Consider the following 18184-nt stretch of genomic DNA (forward strand, 5'->3'; position numbering starts at 1 on the left):
AATCCCTATCTTTAATTCATGAGCCAACAACCCAAAGCTATCAAAGGAAAAGTCCTGCTGGGCTATTTGCTGCTGTTTTCGATCGCCGTGATTTCGGTTTGGTTCATTTATACCGAAATCCTCAAGATTGCCAATCCGGCCGGAGCCGAAAGTACAGACAACAACAAAATCATCAAGATCAGCGATGCCATCGCCGGATTGTATGCGGCTGAAGCCGTGGGCCGAAATTCGATCCTGACCGGTTCCGAAAAGGATTTCTTGCTGTATAACCGCATGCTCGACAGCATCAACATCGGCCTAGAGGAAATCAAGAAAGAAAGCGACGAGACGCAGTTGGGAAAGTTCGATACGATCCAGAGTTTGCTCAGGCGTAAAAAAAGCAGCATTGCCGAAATCATCATATTCCGCAAGAAAAACAATGTAGAGAACACGTTCGACAAGGCCGTTAGTCAAGTGTATAAAGTCAAGGATTCGCTGAGTCAAAAGGTCAAACCCGTACAATTCGACAACGGCAACCAAATGTACCAGTTCATGCGAAACGTCTTGCCAAAAAAGCAACTCGATTCGTTGAGCAAATTGCCCGTTTCCAACGACGAACTTACTGCCGGAATTGAGCAAATGCTCACCAAACTCATCGTGCGCAACAACAAGATGAAGTACGACCTGTTCCGAAAAGAGCAAAAACTTCAGGACGAGAACCGCGTGCTATCCGACCGTTTGCGCGTGGTGCTTTCTTCGCTCGAAAAGGAAATCCTCGAAAAATCGTACGCCAAGATCAACCGATCGCGCAATGCCTTGGACAATACTGTGAGTACGATGGCCTGGATCGGCGCGATCACGTTCCTGTTGCTCGTGGTTTTCGCGTGGATCATTATCCGCGACTTGAGCATCAACCAGCGTTATCGCCAACAACTCGAAGTGCTTAACAGCGAAAATGAGAACCTGTTGCGAAGCAAAACGATGCTTATGGCCACGGTCACGCACGACATCCAGACGCCACTGGGAAGCGTGATCGGGTTTACCGATTTGCTTACCGAAACCGATCCGAATTCGCGACAGAAACAATACATAGAGAACATCAGGCATTCTTCCCAATACATCGTGAAACTCGTCAACGATCTCGTCGATTTTTCGCGTCTCGAAAACAATAAGATCACGATCGAGAAAGTATCGTTCAACTTTCGCGACCTGATCGAAAATACCTGCCGTCCGCTCGAGCCCAACGCGACCAACAAACACATCGAGCTCAATTGGGACATAGACGACGAGCTCGATGATAATTTCATTTCCGACCCGTATCGCCTGCGTCAGATTTTGACCAACCTCATATCGAACGCGATCAAATTCACCCAGGAAGGTTCGGTTCAGGTGAGCGCGGCTGCGCTTGACGATACGATCGAGATTTCGGTCATCGACACCGGAATCGGCATCGCCAAAGACCAACAACGACATGTTTTCGAAGAATTTACCCAAGCCCATGCCGGTATAGAAAAGAAATTCGGAGGTACGGGATTAGGGCTTACGATCGCCAAACGCATGCTGCAATTGCTCGGAGGCGACATCAGGCTTGAAAGCGAGGAAGGTCAAGGCTCGATTTTTACGATTCACATTCCTAAAATCCGTTCGGAAGTCAAAGCGCCGTCGTTTGCCAAAGAGCAGCGCGAGTCTGAAAACGATTTTCTCAAAGGCAAAAAAATCCTGATTGTGGATGACGATGCGATGCAACTCACGCTCATGAACGAGATTTTTGCGAATTATCCGGTAGAAGTCGTGACCGAATCCGATTCGGGAAATGTGCTGAAATTGCTGGGCGAACGCGATTTCGATCTCGTCATGAGCGACATCCAAATGCCCAAAATAGACGGATTCGAACTCGTAAAACAAATTCGCGATTCCGATGATGCCATTTCACAAATTCCCGTAATCGCACTTTCGGGGAAAAGAGATTTGTCGCCCGAAGATTTCACGGGTAAAGGCTTTACGGCCTCGCATCCGAAACCGTTGCAGTTGAAAGGACTGCTTGCGTTGATGCGCGCCATTTTCGCCAACGAGGAAATTCCCGATTCCCAAACGGCAAAAACAACCACATCGACTCAAAAACTGTTCGATCTCGAAACGTTAAACCAATTCACCCAGGACGATCCCGATTCGCTGCGGTTGATCATCGATACGTTCATCGAGAGTTCAAAAGAGAATTGCGCGTCGCTTACCGAGGCCGCATCTCAAAAAGACTATGTGAAAATGACTTCGATCGCGCACAAAATGATTCCGATGCTCAAGCAGATGGATGTGTTTTCGATCGTAAAACTACTCGAACCGATAGAAGACGCAAAGTTGGATGCCGATACCGATTTGGTCAGCTACACGAGCGAAATCTGCCGCAAAATGGACGAATTGTTCATCGAACTGCGCCTTCAGGTGCAAAAGAACTGATTACAGATCGATGTTGTACAACTTGAGTTTGTTGTACAGCGTTTTGCGATCGATGTCGAGCAGACGCGCCGCCTTGCTCTTGTTGAAGTTGGTTTTGTCGAGCGCATTGCGGATCGCCGTTTCCTCGTCTTCCTTGTACAAGGCTTGGGAATCGTCTTTGTTTTCGGACATCATTTCATGAGGCAGTACAGATGTCGTGATCAGTCCCGAAGGCGTCAGCAAAACCGAGCGTTTGATCGTATTCTTCATTTCGCGCAGATTCCCGGGCCAATCGTAATTGAGGAAAAGTTGCGAAACCTGCTCGTCGAATCCGGTTACGTTTCGTTCGAGATCGTCGTTGGCTTCGGCCAAAAAATGATGCGCGAAAATCATGATGTCGTGCTTGCGCTCTGATAATCTCGGTGCCTGGATCGAGAATTCGTTGAGCCTGTGGTATAAATCTTCACGGAAATCACCTTGGCGCACGGCTTCGGCCAAATCTTCGTTGGTGGCGGCGATCACGCGGATGTCCACTTTGATCTCGTTGTTGCTTCCTACGGGTTTCACTTTGCGTTCCTGAAGTGCGCGCAATAACTGCACCTGCACTTCGTAAGACAAGTTTCCGACCTCGTCGAGGAAAATCGTGCCTCCGTTTGCCGCTTCAAAATGGCCGGTCTTGTCGTTTACCGCGCCCGTGAACGAACCTTTGATATGGCCGAAGAATTCGCTCGAAGCCAGATCTTTCGGGATCGCGCCGCAATCTACGGCGATGAACGGTTTGTCGGCACGTTTGCTTTGTGAATGGATGGAATGGGCGATGTATTCCTTGCCCGTCCCGCTATCGCCCATAATCAAAACCGACATGTTCGTCGGGGCGACAAGCGTAATGTATTCATGCAGTTTGTTTGCATGGCTGCTGATACCTTTCACAAAAGAAACGGACGCAGTCGCAACGGTTTTTTGAGCTTTAGATTCAGTTACCGCAACATCGGTTTTCGCCGATTTTTTGAGCGATTGTTGTATCGTATGCAGGATTTCGTCTGGGTTTATCGGTTTTCCGACATAATCGAAAGCACCGAGTTTCATCGCGTTCACGGCGGCCTTGATATCGGTATAACCTGTCATCAAGATGACCTGAGTCTTTTGGGAAACCGATTTTACGAGTTCGAGTATGTGCAGTCCGTCGCTGTCAGGCAGCCTGATATCGGTAAGCACGACGTCGAAAGTCGTCGAGCGGATCAAATCGCCGGCTTCCATCGCATTGAATGCATTGGTGACTTCAAAACCTTTCTTCTGCAAGAAGGTCTTGAGCATGATGCAAAACGAAGTGTCGTCGTCTATTACAAGGATTTTCGGAGTCATTTGTGACAGAATGGAAGCGGCTTCTGACAAATTTAACCTTTAAAGCGTATCCGAAATGTTAATGAATGTTATAATTAGACTTTTAGATTTTAAGACTTTTAGACTGCAAGACCGCAGAATACGATCCGATAATTGACCGGTCTGATTATTTACAGTCTTGCAGTCTAAAAGTCTAATAATCTAATCTTCTGAAAACAAAAAGGAGGCACCGAAAAATGCCTCCCTTATGCGAAGAAAACGTGTCTTCATTCACTCAATTTAACTAAACTAATCTTATTCTTCTTTGAGGAATTCGCCCGTCGAAGTGAAGTAAGCGGTACTTTTCTTGTTGTCTTTGCTTACTACGAGTTTGTATTCGCCATCGGTCGCCTGATAGGCTTCGAGAATCGAATAACCTCCGTATTTCGTGCCGATTTTTTCAAGGGCCGAAGGAGCGACGGTGTTCCTGTCTATGGGTTTATACTGTTTCGTGGTTGTGGTTTCTGTGGTCGTTTTGGTCGTTTTTTCGGTCTGGGCGTTCGCGCTTACGGCAAATCCTAGAACCAGTGCCGAAATAAAAAGTAACTTCTTCATAATTATATAGTGTGGTTGTTGCGTTGATGTACGGAACTAAAGTCAGAATCGTGCCAAGTCGATTAAAGATTGTTCTTTTTGGAAGTAATGCCTTTGTTTTAAAGGGATGCGATGAGGTTCGGAAGTTATCGGCCGAATCTGCAGATTTCGACTTTTGATGTGGATTCCACGAAAACTGTTGTGGAAATTCCACATTCCGATTGCGGAAATTTCTACTTTTAACCTGTGTACGAAGAACTCAAATATTGGTATTTGCGCGACCACAAGTTGTTTCGCGTGTTGAGTTTTTCCCAAATCAAGCAATTGTGCATCATCGTCGGGTTCAAGAAAGCGGCAAAAGGCGAGATCATTTACTTTTCGGATTCCGACGTGCCCAGGATTTTCCTGCTTAAAAGAGGCGCGATCAAAATCGTTTCGGTCGACGCCGACGGCAACGAAATCATCCGCGAGATCATCCAGAAAGGCGATCTGTTCGGCGAGTTGGAATTGGATTCGCAAAAATCGGCCAACGAATACGCCAAAGTGCTTTCCGACGAGGTTTCGATCTGCAGTTTCCTGATGTCCGATTTCGAGGATTTGTTGCTGCGTCATCCGCAACTGGCCTTGACCTATACGAAATTCGTGGGCTTGAAGATGAAGCGCATCCGAAACAATTACACCAATCTGGTTTCGAAAGACGCCAAAAGCAGGTTGCGCCAATTTCTGCTCGATTGGATAGAAAAAGAGGGCAAGATTGAAGGCGATTCGGCCACACTCGAAAATTACCTCACCCAGAACGACATCGCTCAGATAATCTGTACCTCACGCCAAACGGCCGTCCAGCTTTTGAACGAGCTCGAATCGGACGGCATCCTGAGTTACAGCCGCCGGGAAATCCACTTCCCGAAACTGTCGCTGCTGTAAATTGCACCGAACTGTCAGCTAGCCGACATTTCTGTTTTTGGTTGCGTCCTAGCTTTGCCTCATAACATAAATCCAATTCTTATGAAATCACGTATGATTATGATGTGGGCGGCAATTTTGATGTTCTCGGCGGTTTTCGCCCAAACGGAAAACAAACGCAAAGCGGAATTCAACCTCGAAAACGGGCTCGCGATCCAGGGTTACGATCCGGTTTCATATTTCAGCCAGCAAAAAGCCGTAAAAGGAAAACCGGGAATTGCGGCTTCGTATCAAGGCGCGACGTATTATTTTTCGTCCGAGGCGAATAAGGAAGCCTTCCGCAAAAATCCGGCGGGATATGAACCGCAATATGGAGGTTGGTGTGCGTATGCGATGGGCGATTACGGAAAAAAAGTCGAAATCAATCCCGAGACGTTCAAAATCATCAACGGAAAGTTGTACCTTTTCTATAACGCTTACCTGAACAACACGCTCAAGACCTGGAACAAGAATGAGGTTGTGCTTAAAAAGCAAGCCGATGCGAATTGGGGCAAATTCATCGGAAAGCCATGAAAAGGATAGGAATAGCATTTTTGGCGTGGATTCCGGCTGTGATATTGCTGCAGACGTTGTGGTTCAAATTTTCGGCGAGTCCCGAGTCGGTATACATATTCAGTAAGATGGGAATGGAGCCATGGGGACGGATCGCTTCGGGAATCGTCGAATTGATCGCCGCTGTTTTGCTGATCGTGCCCAAAACGAGATGGATAGGCGCAGGAATAGGTTTCGGAGTAATGTCCGGAGCCATCCTTTCGCACATTTTCGTACTTGGCATCGAAGTCGAAAACGACGGCGGATTGCTTTTTTTGCTGGCTTTGGTCACCGCCGTTTGCTGTTTTGCGCTCATGGTTGTCGACAGGAAGCGCCTTATCGGACTATTCAACAGATAACATAACAACCGCGAACTATGCTTCTGACCGCCATCAAAGAAAATTTCAACGAATTGTCAAGCCTGATCCGACAGCTTTCAGACGATGAATTCACGCGTCCTTGTACCGAACTCAACGGTTCTACGATAGGCGAGCACATCCGACATATACTCGAAATGTATATATGTCTGGAAAAAGCCTATATTTCGGGCGTGGTCGAATACGATAAACGCGAACGCGATTTGTTGTTGCAAACCCGATGCGAGGTCGCCCTCGAGACGATTGCCAGTCTCTCAAGCCGCCTCGACAAACCGAACAAACCCATGAAACTGAAATTTATCCTCGACGGCCAGGAGCTTGTGATCCCGAGCAATTTTGAGCGCGAACTGCTGTACAACCTCGAACACAGCATCCATCATCAGGCTTTGATAAAAGTCGGGTTGCGCCAGATAGGAGCTGCGGTAGACGAGAATTTCGGTGTGGCAAAATCAACCATAGCGTATCGCAACAGCCAATGTGTACAGTGACTTTCGTGGCTTCGGCCGACCGGAAAATAATCACCTCGAACCGCGATGAGCAAACCAGCCGTCCGGCATTGGTGCCCGCCGTTTATGAGGTGAACGGCAAAAATATATTGTTTCCGAAAGACCCGAGAGCAGGCGGCACGTGGTTCGCTTCCGACAAGAACGGCAACGTATTGGTTTTGCTCAACGGCGCTTTCGAGGCCCACGAGCACCATCCGCCGTATAGCAGAAGCCGCGGTCTGATCGTACTCGATCTGCTTTCTTCTCAATCGGCCATCGCCAAATGGGACGATATAGATTTGGACGGTGTAGAACCATTCACGATCGCGCTTTTCGAGAATCCACGATTGTTTGAATTGCGTTGGGACGGGAAGTCGAAATTCCGAAAAGATCTCGATGCTTCGAAGCATTACATCTGGTCGTCATCTACTTTATATCCGAAGGAAATCCGCGACAGGCGAGAGGCTTGGTTCGCAGATTTCCTTTTAAGGAACCCGAATCCCGACGCCGAGGCTATGTTCCGTTTCCATCGCTATACCGAAAACGGGGATTCCCAAAACGGCCTGATCATCGACAGGAAAGGCATACAACTGCAAACCTTGAGCATCACCCAGGTCGATCTGCAGGGCAACCGGCTTGAATTCCGCCACAGCGATTTATTGGATAATTCCGTAACCAAAACCACTTGTATAACCGTTTGAATTTGAGTCTTTTTCTTCATAAACTGCTGCATTGGGAATATTGGCCGTACCAATTGGTATATGTGCCGGTTTATTTCCAATGGGCTTGGTACAGCTTTAGGGCGCGTTCGCTTTTTTTCTTCAACGCTTCGAATCCGTCGATCAAGAACGGCGGTTTTTTCATGGAGTCGAAAAAAAGCATTTACGATTTGATTCCGCAGCAGTATTATCCGAAGACCGAATTGATAAACGCTTGTGCTTCGATGAACATCATCCGGCAAAAAATCGAAAAGTCGGGTATTCAATTCCCGCTTATCGTAAAACCGGACATGGGCCAACGCGGAACGGCCGTCAAGAAAATCAACACCCTGGAGGAATTGCTCAAATATGCGGGAAAAGGCGAGTTCGATTTCCTGATCCAGGATTTGATTCCGTACGAAAATGAAGTCGGGATTTTTTACGTGCGTTATCCGGACGAGGCGCAAGGCCACATTACGGGTATCGTTTCCAAAGAGTTCCTGATCGTGACCGGAGACGGGATTTCGACCCTAGAGGATTTGCTCAGAAAAGACCCGAGATACGCCATACAGATCCCGAAACTCAAACGCGAAATGGGCAAAAGGCTCGCAGAAGTGTTGCCTCAAGGCGAAAAACGCAACGTAGTGCCTTATGGGAATCATGTGAGAGGCAGCAAATTTCTCGACGCAAGCCATTTGGTCACGCCCGAAATCACGAAAGTCATCAACGATATCTGCATCCAGATTCCGGGATTTTACTTCGGACGTCTCGACGTGATGTACGACAATTGGCTTGATTTCGAAAAAGGAGAAAACTTTTCGATCGTAGAAGTCAACGGCGCGGCAAGCGAACCCACGCACATGTACGACCCCAAGCATTCTATTTTCTTCGGATGGAAAGAACTCATGCGCCATCTGAGATTCATGTTTGAAATCAGCGTGATCAACAACAAAAAAGGCGCGCCTTATCTGTCGCACAAAGCCGGGTTGAAGGAATACCGTGATTTTGTCGAGCACAACAAGAAATTCGCGCGCTTTTGAAGGCTTGGCGCAATCTTGCCGTGGGTTTCGGCATCAGTTTTATCGGGTCGGTGCCTTTAGGGTATTTGAACGTTGTGGGTTTCGAGATTTTTTCGCTTCACGGATACGCACGACTTTTTCCGTACCTGATCGGTGTGATCGCCGAAGAATCCATCGTGATTTATCTTACGTTGGCTTTTGCCGAAAAATTGGCCAAAGGCGGAAAATGGGTCAGGACGACCGAAATATTGTCCATTTTATTTTTACTCGTTTTGGCCGCCTATTTCTTTTTTCGACAACAAGGCGATGAGGTCAAAACACCCACTTACGTACACTATTCACCTTTTGTGGCGGGCGCGGTGCTGAATGCGATAAATTTCATGCAGTTGCCGTTTTGGACGGGTTGGAACATGTATTTGATCAACGCCAAATGGATCGTCATAAACGGCAGAATCAAGTATTTGTACATCTTAGGCGCGCTCGTCGGCACTTTGGTGGGCATGCTCGCTTTCATTTTGGGATTGCATTATCTGGCGCAGAACGTGAACGGATTGTCGTATTACCTTATGAAGTTCATCATCCCATTGATTTTTGTCGGGATGGCGCTTTGGCAAGCCTATAAATTCTACGAGAAATACAGAAACGATTAACGGTTCTCTTGGCGCACAATCGTTATATTTACGCACTCGAATCCTATTCATGAAAAACATTATCGTCACCGGAACAAGCCGCGGCATCGGACTCGAACTCGCGCTTTTGTTCGCCAATGCCGGACACAACGTTTTGGCGCTTTCACGGAATCCGCATCCCGAATTGCTCAAAAACGGGAACATCACTTTCCTATCGGTAGATCTTGCCGATGAAAACGCGCTCAACGGCATCGTCGATTTCCTCCACAACTGGAAAACCGTAGACGCGATCGTGCACAATGCGGGCGCTTTGGTGCTTAAACCGTTCCAACATCTGACCACCGAAGATTTCGAACGCGTGTACCGTGTGAACGTTTTCGGGGTCGCCGCGTTGAACCGCATCTGTATCCCGTTTATGAAAAAAGGCAGCCATGTGGTCACGATCAGCAGTATGGGTGGCATTCAAGGCTCGATGAAATTCGCCGGATTGGCCGCTTACAGTTCGAGCAAAGGCGCGGTGATTACATTATCGGAATTATTGGCCGAAGAATACAAGGAACAAGGTATTTCGTTCAATGTTCTGGCGCTCGGATCGGTGCAGACCGAAATGCTCGCCGAAGCGTTCCCGGGTTATCAAGCTCCGCTCAAAGCACACGAAATGGCCGAATATATTTTTGATTTCACGCTCAAAGGCAACAAATATTACAACGGAAAAGTGCTTCAGGTCGCTTTGTCCACACCATGAACGAAACGTTAGCCAAATATTTGCCCGAATTCGCCGTAAAGCCCGTTTACGATTTGATCGTGTCGAACGAAGTGCATCTCAAGGTCGTCAACGAGCGGGTCACGCGTCATGGCGATTACCGCAAGGCACATACGGGGAAACATGAGATCACCGTCAACGGCAGCCTCAACAAATATCGTTTTCTGATGACGCTCGTACACGAGATCGCGCATTTGGTGGCTTTCGAAAAATACGGGCGTGACATTAAACCGCACGGCGCGGAATGGAAACATACATTCCAACGTTTGATGGTGCCGTTCATCCGCCCGGAGATTTTCCCGCAGCAACTGCTTCCGCTTTTGGCGCGGCATTTCAGGAATCCGTCGGCGAGCAGCGATACAGATACGACGCTTTCGCTCGCCCTCAAGCAATACGACCAAAAAGAAGACGATAAACACTATGTTTTCCAGTTGCCTTATGGCGCTTTGTTCCGCATACACAATGGCAAAGTGTTCCAGAAAGGCGCTTTGCGCACCAAGCGGTACGAATGCATAGAAGTGCGTTCGGGACGCATGTATTTGTTCAATCCGAATGCCGAAGTCGAAATCTTACCACAATTGTTAAAGCAGGATTAAATAATTTTGTTTTTCTTGCGGCAATCCAAACCTTTAGGGTCAATAAAATCGAAATGAACAAGAATTACTACGCTATACTTATGGCCGGCGGCGTCGGATCACGGTTCTGGCCTGTGAGCACGACAGAATTCCCAAAGCAGTTCCACGATATGCTCGGGTCGGGCGAGACGCTTATCCAAAAGACGTTCAGCAGGCTCACGCGTATCATCCCGAAGGGAAACATCCTGATCCTGACCAACGAAAAGTACAATGATCTGGTATTGGACCAACTTCCCGAAGTAAATCCGGCACAAATACTGCTCGAGCCCGCGATGCGAAATACCGCGCCTTGCATACTTTATGCGTCCCTGAAAATAAAAAAACAGAATCCCGACGCACTCATGGTCGTCGCGCCAAGCGATCACTGGATCGAAGACGAACAAGCGTTTACCGACAACCTTCAAAAGTGTTTCGATTTCTGCCAAACCAACGACGCGCTGATGACTTTGGGCATACAACCCACGTTTCCGAATACAGGTTACGGCTACATTGAATTCGACAAATCGGATGTGAATGAAGTCAAGAAAGTGCGCCAGTTCCGTGAAAAGCCCGATTACGAAACGGCCAAGCAATTCCTCGAAAGCGGTAATTTCCTTTGGAACGGAGGCATTTTCATTTGGAGCGCGAAATCGGTGCTCGAGGCTTTTGCCAAATTCCAACCACAGATGCTCGCGCTTTTCGAAAAAGGCAACGACGCTTATAATACGTCGGACGAAAAACGATTCATCGAGGAAAATTACGCCGATTCCGAAAACATCTCGATCGATTATGCACTCATGGAAAACGCCCGAAACGTATTTGTGCTTCCGGCCGCTTTCGACTGGAACGATTTGGGTACTTGGGGTTCGCTGCATGAAAAACTTCCGAAAGACGACAGCAACAACGCCGTCGTGAATGCGAAAGTTATTTTGGAAAACGCGAACAACAACATCATCCGTTCCGATGCCAAAAAACTGATCATCGTTGACGGACTCGACGATTTCATTATTGTAGACCGCGAAGACGTTTTGCTGATTTACCCGAAAAACAAGGAACAGGACATCAAGAGAATTACGGGATTGGCCAGCGAATTATAAGTCATTTCTTGCATTTACTCATTTTGACGCGCAACCTTTTCGCCCAATCCGTATCTTGGCTATAAGCCAAAAGACCAGACGATGCGAAACCGTTACCCGAGATTTTTCCGTTTTTATTTTTTACTGATTTGCTTCTGTGCGACTTCGGCTTTCGGCCAATTGTCCGACTTTGATTTCGACATCACGCATACTAACGAAACCTGTACGGGTAACGGGTCGATGACGTTTTCCGTATCGGGGACACAGCCTGGTTCGTCGATGTTGTACAGCATCTATCTGTTGCCGAATACGACCACGCCTGTGAGTGTTACATCAGCTGCGACATTTTCGGGTCTTACCGCAGGGAATTATCAGGTTATCGCCACCCAGACGTTAAACGGAAATACGGGTACGCAACAGGAAAACGTGATCATTACCGATCACGTGGAAGACCTGCAATATTCGATCAACCATACTTATGGGGAATGTTACAAGACGGCCGTTCTTCATGTGAACATAACTTCGGGAAACCCGATTTCTTATGAAGTTATGTCCGGGCCCCAGACTTTTCCTGCGCAGGCTTCCAACGAATTTGTGGTTACCCAAGGCGGGACCTACACGATTCGAGTATTCGATGAATGCGGTGAAGCCCTTGTGCAAACGTATACGTTCATTTTCGATCCCGGGATTTCGCTTCCTTTTTCGGCCAATGCCACTACCGAAGTGGTTGGCTGCAATCTGATGGCCGTGAACCAAACTTTTGAGACTACCGGGGTTTTTGCGTATCCGTTGCAAGTAACCTATACCATCAACATTCCGGGAAGCGATCCCATCACATCGTCGTTTACGGTCGAAAGTGGAGGTGCGAATTCGGTTACCATAACACAAAACCTGATTGTTGGTCCAAACGAAACGTATAGTTATGTGGTTAATGTGGTGGATGCCTGCGGATTCAGCTACACAGATGAGGGAAGCGTCGAAAACGATCCTCAAATTCCGATCGTGACGCCTTCTGGAGGCGATTGCGATACAACCGATTATACGCTTTACTTTGCTACGGCGGGTACTGTCATTTCGGCGCCAGATACGTATGGATTCGATTTGCCTCACGAACTTGTGATGGGTCAGCCGAATTCATTTCCGATTCCCGATTTATTGCCAGGTACTTATACGGTGTTGGCCCTCGATTTTTGTCAGCAACCACATGAAATCGAGTTTACCGTAGAAGCGGTGGAACCACCAGGACCGACGGTGAATATACAATTAGGATGCGGGGCCGGTATGGCTTCGGTTTACATCCGTGCCGACGGCGGAATCGAAACCATAGATGTGATTTCTGCTCCGGCCGCGTATCCGTACCCACTGCCACACAACCTTAATTATGCGCTCGATGCGGGCGGTGCGTTGCGATTGGCGAATCTTCCGGCGGGTGAGTATATTTTCCATATCGTGAACGACTGCGGATTCGAATGGGATTTTCCCGTGTCGTTGAGCGGTCTTGTTTTCGAGGCCGATGTAGACGTGATCCAGCATTGCGGTTCGTTCGACCTCGATTTGTCGTATGTAGACAACAGTACCGCAGGTGTCAGTTTCTGGTTGCAGAAATACAATCCGAACACCAATACTTGGGGTCATCCGCAGACAGGTAACCCGTACCCGATCAATACGCAGCCGAACTTGGGCAATTCACGGCCTTTGGGAGACGGGTTGACGCTAAACCTTTTGTACACCGGTCATTTTCGCGTGATTTCGTACCGCGTGATGTTCTCGACAATTGAATCCGAAAGGCATTGTATCAATGTTTTGAATGAATTCGATGTGCTTCTGGCGCCCATAATCGAAGACGCCTACAGCTTCTCGTGCGACAATGCCACTTTCGATGTGATCATCGATGCCACAGGAATGGCACCGCTTCAGTACAGCATTACACAAATGAACAACAGCCCGTATGTCGTGAACAACGGGACGTCGAATATTTTCACGGGATTGACACCGGGAATCTATAATTTCCAGGTGCAGGACGTTTGCGGCAATATCGCGAACCGCCTATTCGAAATCAGCGAACCTTATTCGATGCAGATCATATCTTCGGGAACGTGCGAAGGTCAACCGTTTACGCTAAGCGTACCCAATTACGAGTTTCTCGATTACACGTGGTATCTCGACAATCCGGGCAATGTCTTGTCTAATTCTGCCACGCTCGAAATTCCTGCGATTTCGGCTGCCGATTTGGGTACGTACTATGTGCACATCTTTACCGACAATCCGGAATCCTGTATCGATATTACGCTCGAATTCAATCTCGACATGATAACGCCATTGGCTCAGGCGGGAACTGACAGCAGCGAAACGTATTGCGGCAATCCGGGTACTTTGGATCTTTCGGCTTTTCTAGGCGGGAATTTCCAAACGGGAGGCGTGTGGTCAGAAAATACGGCTTCGGGTACGTTGTCGATTTCGAGTTGGGATGCTACGTCCGTGGCTTCTGGAACTTATGTTTTCGTGTACACCAAAAGTTCGGAATGCGGACCTGACGATATTTCGGTCCACAGTTTCACGATCAATCCGGCTCCCGAAAATCCGATCGCTTTCCTCGAACAGGACGTTTGCCAACAGGGCGATTTGCATTTGTTGAGTTCGACTGTTGCCGGTGCGACTTATGTTTGGACTGGCCCGAACGGTTTTACGTCTTCCGAACAAAATCCTACGATATTGAATGCGACTTCGGCCAACAATGGCACGTATACGGTTCAGGCTTTTATAGGCGATTGTCCTTCCGAAATATCGAACTTGGAAGTCATCTTAAGCGAATTACCCGATTTTACGCTTTCTGCGGAATGTAACAACAACCGCATGTTGATTACGGCTACAAGTGCTTCGGCCGAAACGTTTACTTACGCCTGGTCCGGTCCGAACGGGTATTCGTCTTCTGTAAATCCGGCCGACATTTCGGGGAACGCTCCGGGACAATATTCGCTTACCGTTACCAATCAGGCGGGTTGTAGTGCGACTTTCTCCCAAAACGTCACGGCGACTTTGTGCCAAATCCCGAAAGGTATTTCGTTTAACGAAGACGGACTCAACGACGATTTCGACCTGAGCGGATTCGGTGACAACCTAAAAGTCAAGATTTTCAACCGTTACGGAATGGTCGTTTACGAGATGAACGATTACGTGAACCAATGGCACGGCCAATGCAAGGATGGTAATATGTTGCCGAGCGCGACGTATTATTACTACATCCAAAATGCCGAAGGACAGGAAAAAACGGGTTGGGTGTATTTGATGCGAAACGAATAATTATACAGATTCGCCTTTGTCCTCGCGCAATTGCGCCTTGCGGACTTTCTTGAACAGGTTCGACGAATACACGAAATCGACGATGGCGGCATTGTCGGTCTTGAAGATTTCTTTTTTGGTGCCTTCCCAAGCCAGTACGCCTTCTTTGAGGAAAACGATTTTCTCGCCGATTTCCATCACCGAGTTCATGTCGTGCGTATTGATCACGGTCGTAATCTTATATTCGTGGGTGATTTCCTGGATCAGGTTGTCGATGACGGTTGAGGTTTTAGGATCAAGTCCCGAGTTCGGCTCATCGCAAAAAAGATACTTCGGATTGTTCACGATGGCACGTGCGATTGCGACGCGTTTTTGCATACCGCCCGAGATTTCCGATGGTTTCTTGTGGTGCGCATCCACAAGGTTCACACGCGCGATCACTTCATCTACGCGGTCCTTGATTTCGCCTTTCGATTTGCTTGAGAACATCTGCAACGGGAAACCGACGTTTTGCGCGACGGTCATGCTGTCGAACAACGCGCTTCCTTGGAAAACCATTCCGATTTCGGTACGCAGGTCGCGTTTTTCGTCTTCGGACAAATCCCAATAAGCACGTCCGTCGTATAAGATCTTTCCCGAATCGGGTTTGTGGATTCCGAGCAGACTCTTGAGCAAAACCGTCTTTCCCGAACCTGATTGCCCGATAATGAGGTTCGTCTTCCCGGTTTCGAACGTCGTAGTGATTCCCTTAAGCACGGTTGCGTCACCAAACGATTTCACGACATCTTTTACTTCTATCATTTGCTCAGCAACAATTGGGTTAATATGTAGTTCGAAAGGATGATCATCACCGAAGTCCAGACGAAAGACGTCGTACTGGCCTTACCGACTTCGAGTGCGCCGCCTTTCATGTAAAATCCGTGAAATGAAGGTATGGTCGCAAGCAGCAATGCGAAAACGAACGTCTTGATGAACGCATATGTGATATGGAACGGGATGAATTCGGTCTGGATTCCCGATATGAATTCGGCACTCGACGTAAATCCGCCGTAAACACCGGCCATCCATCCGCCCAAAATGCCGAGGAACATCGACAGCATGATCACGAACGGATAAAAAAGCAGCGCGATGATTTTCGGGAAAACCAAATAATTGAGTGAGTTCACGCCCATCACTTCAAGCGCGTCTATCTGTTCGGTCACGCGCATCGTCCCTATACTCGAGGTGATGAACGATCCGACTTTACCCGCCATGATGATTGAAATAAACGTCGGTGCGAATTCGAGAATTACCGATTGTCGCGTCGCAAATCCGATAAGATATTTCGGAATCAACGGATTCGTAAGGTTCAACGCCGTCTGGATGGCGACAACGCCTCCGACGAAAAACGAAATGAACGATACGATACCAAGCGACCCGATGATGAGGTCGTCGATCTCTTTAAGGATGAGTCCGCGCATCACGGAAGATTTCGTAGGCTTGCGAAAAACCTCCTTAACCATCAAAAAATATTTGCCGATTTGCGTAAGCCAGCGCGATAGGATCATGGGCGTGAAATAAGGGCTAAAATACGAATTAATGGGCAATTGGATGGACTCATTTCCAATTCTAATTTACTCGTCTCGAAACTCCAGGATGTCACCCGGTTGGCAATCGAGCGCCTTGCAGATGGCGTCGAGCGTGTTGAAACGTACGGCTTTGGCTTTTCCTGTCTTCAATATTGAAAGATTCGACAAGGTGATGTCCACTTTTTCGGACAGCTCGTTGAGCGACATTTTACGCTTGGCCATCATGACGTCGAGGTTTACGATAATAGCCATGGTCAGATCGTTAATTCGCTTTCTTCCTGCATCTCGACGCCTCTTTTGAAAATCAGCGCGATTACGTATAAAGTCGCGCCCATGAACACCCAAACGTCCGATCCGGCTACTCTTAAACGTTGAAGGCTAGGCACGAAAACATTTTGCTTTTGTATTGATTCCACATATTCTGCGGTGAGAAACGCGACGAAACCAATTGCAAGCGAGAAATAGGACAACGCAAAAATAAACCTGCCGAACTCTTTATTGAAAGGCGCCTTGAAGTTCAGTTTTTTCTCGGTGAAGATCTTGATGATGCGATACATCGCCAATGCCTTGAGCACAGCGGCGACCGTGGTCAGCGTGAGCAGGAAGCAGAACACCGATTTGCCCAGAGCCAGAACGCCTTCCAAATTGAAATAGTCCGCGGCCAAGGGTTGGAATCCGACCGAATAGATCATATTGAATAAAAAGCTTCCCGCCTCAAAAAGGACACCGATGAAACAGATCCAGGCCAACACGTGCAATACGTTCAGGATTTTTTTAGTACTGGTTTTCATAAACATGATTATTTGATTTACAAGACAAAGTTATTTGTTTTTATTGATAAACAATAAATAAATTTTGATTTTGGATAAAAATGTTTTGAAAAACGAATCAGCAATAAGGCAAAGCAACGTCCGCTTCTGGCTGTGATTGATTAAAAGAAGATAAAACTTTAGAAAACAAAATTTAGTTGGAGATGGAAATTCAGAAGAGCTTTTCCTTCATTTTTTTCCAACGGTAAGCGCGCACGAATTTGGCCTGTTCGTCATTGACAAGCATGGTTTTTTTCTCGCTTTTCGCCTTTAGGAAACCGTTCACGTAATCGACGAAAAGCAGCGGTTTTTTCTTGCGCATGGCCAGTTTCGCCGACGCTATGGCCGTAATCAAAAAGCCGTAGCCCAAAGTATAGAAAGCCGCGCCTTGTTTGTAACGCGCCGCTTTGTCGTAAGTCGAACCCGTCGGTTTGAGGTGTTTTACTTTGAGTTCGGGAATCGTGACGACTTTCCAACCGTAGAATTTACACAGCAATTCGTCGGCCGTATCCCAACCCATAGCCGGTTTCAAACCGCCGATTTGCTCGAAGCAGGCTTTTCTGTAGGCTTTGAAAGCACCTCGGATGTGGTCTTTATCGGTGAGGTTTTCGAGAATCCATTCACCGTTTTTTTCGATATAGGCGAATCCGCCGACCATACCGATTTTGTCGTCCGATCGGAATTTATCCAAAATCGTCTCGAAGTAATTCTCGGGAAAAATCAAATCGGCGTCGGCTTTTACGATGATGTCGAGATTTGGTTCGACCACGGCAAAACCTTTTTCGAACGCGCGGATCACTTTGCTTCCGGGTAAATGCACCGCTTCCGAAGTCGTGTTGACGAGTTGGATCCAATCGTATTTCGAGGTAAACCCGGAAACGATTTCCGCAGTAGAATCGGTAGAATTGTCATTGACGACAATCACCTGCTTTGGCAAAATGGTTTGCGAGACGAGCGAATCCAACGTCAATGCGATGAATTTCTGTTCGTTGTAAGCCGGAATTACGATGGAATAAGTCACGAGGCAAAACTATCGTTTCCTAAGGG

General features: G+C 47.6%; 19 protein-coding genes. 12 read left to right on the forward strand and 7 right to left on the reverse strand.

The window, feature by feature from the left end:
* Positions 1-18 precede the first annotated feature (18 nt).
* Complete coding sequence (locus HZF10_RS07510; protein WP_176005584.1) at positions 19-2433, forward strand: hybrid sensor histidine kinase/response regulator; 2415 nt, start codon at positions 19-21, stop codon at positions 2431-2433.
* Here the strand turns inward: HZF10_RS07510 and HZF10_RS07515 are convergent, their stop codons facing one another.
* Both HZF10_RS07515 and HZF10_RS07520 read right to left on the reverse strand, forming a co-directional pair.
* Entirely contained in the window at positions 2434-3774 is a 1341-nt protein-coding gene (locus HZF10_RS07515; RefSeq protein ID WP_176005585.1) for a sigma-54-dependent transcriptional regulator, read from the reverse strand.
* Between the two features lie 273 nt (positions 3775-4047).
* On the reverse strand, positions 4048-4347 hold the full coding sequence (locus HZF10_RS07520; protein ID WP_176005586.1) for a hypothetical protein: 300 nt from the start codon (positions 4345-4347) through the stop codon (positions 4048-4050).
* Positions 4348-4572: 225 nt separating this feature from the next.
* Between HZF10_RS07520 and HZF10_RS07525 the strand changes: the two genes are divergently transcribed.
* The 11 genes from HZF10_RS07525 to HZF10_RS07575 all read left to right on the forward strand — a co-directional run bounded on the left by HZF10_RS07525 (position 4573) and on the right by HZF10_RS07575 (position 14781).
* Positions 4573-5250: a Crp/Fnr family transcriptional regulator gene (locus tag HZF10_RS07525; protein ID WP_176005587.1), complete on the forward strand. Its 678-nt coding sequence runs from the start codon at positions 4573-4575 to the stop codon at positions 5248-5250.
* An 81-nt stretch (positions 5251-5331) separates the two neighbouring features.
* Positions 5332-5802, forward strand: coding sequence for a YHS domain-containing (seleno)protein (locus HZF10_RS07530; protein ID WP_176005588.1), 471 nt, complete (start codon positions 5332-5334; stop codon positions 5800-5802).
* Complete coding sequence (locus HZF10_RS07535; RefSeq protein WP_176005589.1) at positions 5799-6179, forward strand: DoxX family protein; 381 nt, start codon at positions 5799-5801, stop codon at positions 6177-6179. Before HZF10_RS07530 ends, HZF10_RS07535 begins: the two co-directional genes overlap by 4 nt.
* Before the next feature lie 17 nt (positions 6180-6196).
* Positions 6197-6685: a DinB family protein gene (locus HZF10_RS07540; RefSeq protein WP_176005590.1), complete on the forward strand. Its 489-nt coding sequence runs from the start codon at positions 6197-6199 to the stop codon at positions 6683-6685.
* Positions 6673-7383 (forward strand): NRDE family protein, encoded by a 711-nt coding sequence (locus HZF10_RS07545; RefSeq protein ID WP_176005591.1) that lies wholly within the window; start codon positions 6673-6675, stop codon positions 7381-7383. Before HZF10_RS07540 ends, HZF10_RS07545 begins: the two co-directional genes overlap by 13 nt.
* Positions 7384-7385: 2 nt before the next feature.
* Positions 7386-8420 carry an ATP-grasp domain-containing protein gene (locus HZF10_RS07550; protein ID WP_176005592.1) on the forward strand — a complete coding sequence of 345 codons (1035 nt, stop codon included), beginning with the start codon at positions 7386-7388 and terminating at the stop codon, positions 8418-8420.
* Positions 8417-9049, forward strand: a complete 633-nt coding sequence (locus HZF10_RS07555) for a hypothetical protein (RefSeq protein WP_176005593.1) — start codon at positions 8417-8419, stop codon at positions 9047-9049. The genes HZF10_RS07550 and HZF10_RS07555 overlap by 4 nt, the downstream gene beginning before the upstream one ends.
* A gap of 49 nt (positions 9050-9098) precedes the next feature.
* Positions 9099-9773, forward strand: a complete 675-nt coding sequence (locus tag HZF10_RS07560) for an SDR family NAD(P)-dependent oxidoreductase (RefSeq protein WP_176005594.1) — start codon at positions 9099-9101, stop codon at positions 9771-9773.
* Complete coding sequence (locus HZF10_RS07565) at positions 9770-10387, forward strand: SprT-like domain-containing protein (RefSeq protein WP_176005595.1); 618 nt, start codon at positions 9770-9772, stop codon at positions 10385-10387. Before HZF10_RS07560 ends, HZF10_RS07565 begins: the two co-directional genes overlap by 4 nt.
* A 53-nt stretch (positions 10388-10440) precedes the next feature.
* Complete coding sequence (locus tag HZF10_RS07570) at positions 10441-11502, forward strand: mannose-1-phosphate guanylyltransferase (RefSeq protein WP_176005596.1); 1062 nt, start codon at positions 10441-10443, stop codon at positions 11500-11502.
* 81 nt (positions 11503-11583) lie between these two features.
* Positions 11584-14781: a T9SS type B sorting domain-containing protein gene (locus tag HZF10_RS07575; RefSeq protein ID WP_176005597.1), complete on the forward strand. Its 3198-nt coding sequence runs from the start codon at positions 11584-11586 to the stop codon at positions 14779-14781.
* Here HZF10_RS07575 and HZF10_RS07580 read toward each other — a convergent pair whose 3' ends face one another.
* The 5 genes from HZF10_RS07580 to HZF10_RS07600 form a co-directional block, all read right to left on the reverse strand.
* A complete protein-coding gene (locus HZF10_RS07580; protein ID WP_176005598.1) occupies positions 14782-15561 on the reverse strand; it encodes an ABC transporter ATP-binding protein in 780 nt (259 codons plus the stop codon).
* Entirely contained in the window at positions 15558-16307 is a 750-nt protein-coding gene (locus HZF10_RS07585; RefSeq protein ID WP_176005599.1) for an MlaE family ABC transporter permease, read from the reverse strand. The genes HZF10_RS07580 and HZF10_RS07585 overlap by 4 nt, the downstream gene beginning before the upstream one ends.
* A gap of 66 nt (positions 16308-16373) precedes the next feature.
* On the reverse strand, positions 16374-16580 hold the full coding sequence (locus HZF10_RS07590) for a helix-turn-helix domain-containing protein (protein WP_176005600.1): 207 nt from the start codon (positions 16578-16580) through the stop codon (positions 16374-16376).
* A 2-nt stretch (positions 16581-16582) separates the two neighbouring features.
* Complete coding sequence (locus HZF10_RS07595; RefSeq protein WP_176005601.1) at positions 16583-17119, reverse strand: DUF2975 domain-containing protein; 537 nt, start codon at positions 17117-17119, stop codon at positions 16583-16585.
* A 190-nt stretch (positions 17120-17309) separates the two neighbouring features.
* Complete coding sequence (locus HZF10_RS07600) at positions 17310-18158, reverse strand: glycosyltransferase family 2 protein (protein ID WP_176005602.1); 849 nt, start codon at positions 18156-18158, stop codon at positions 17310-17312.
* Positions 18159-18184 lie beyond the last annotated feature (26 nt).

This window comes from Flavobacterium agri, assembly GCF_013401995.1.
Taxonomy (GTDB): Bacteria; Bacteroidota; Bacteroidia; order Flavobacteriales; family Flavobacteriaceae; genus Flavobacterium; species Flavobacterium agri.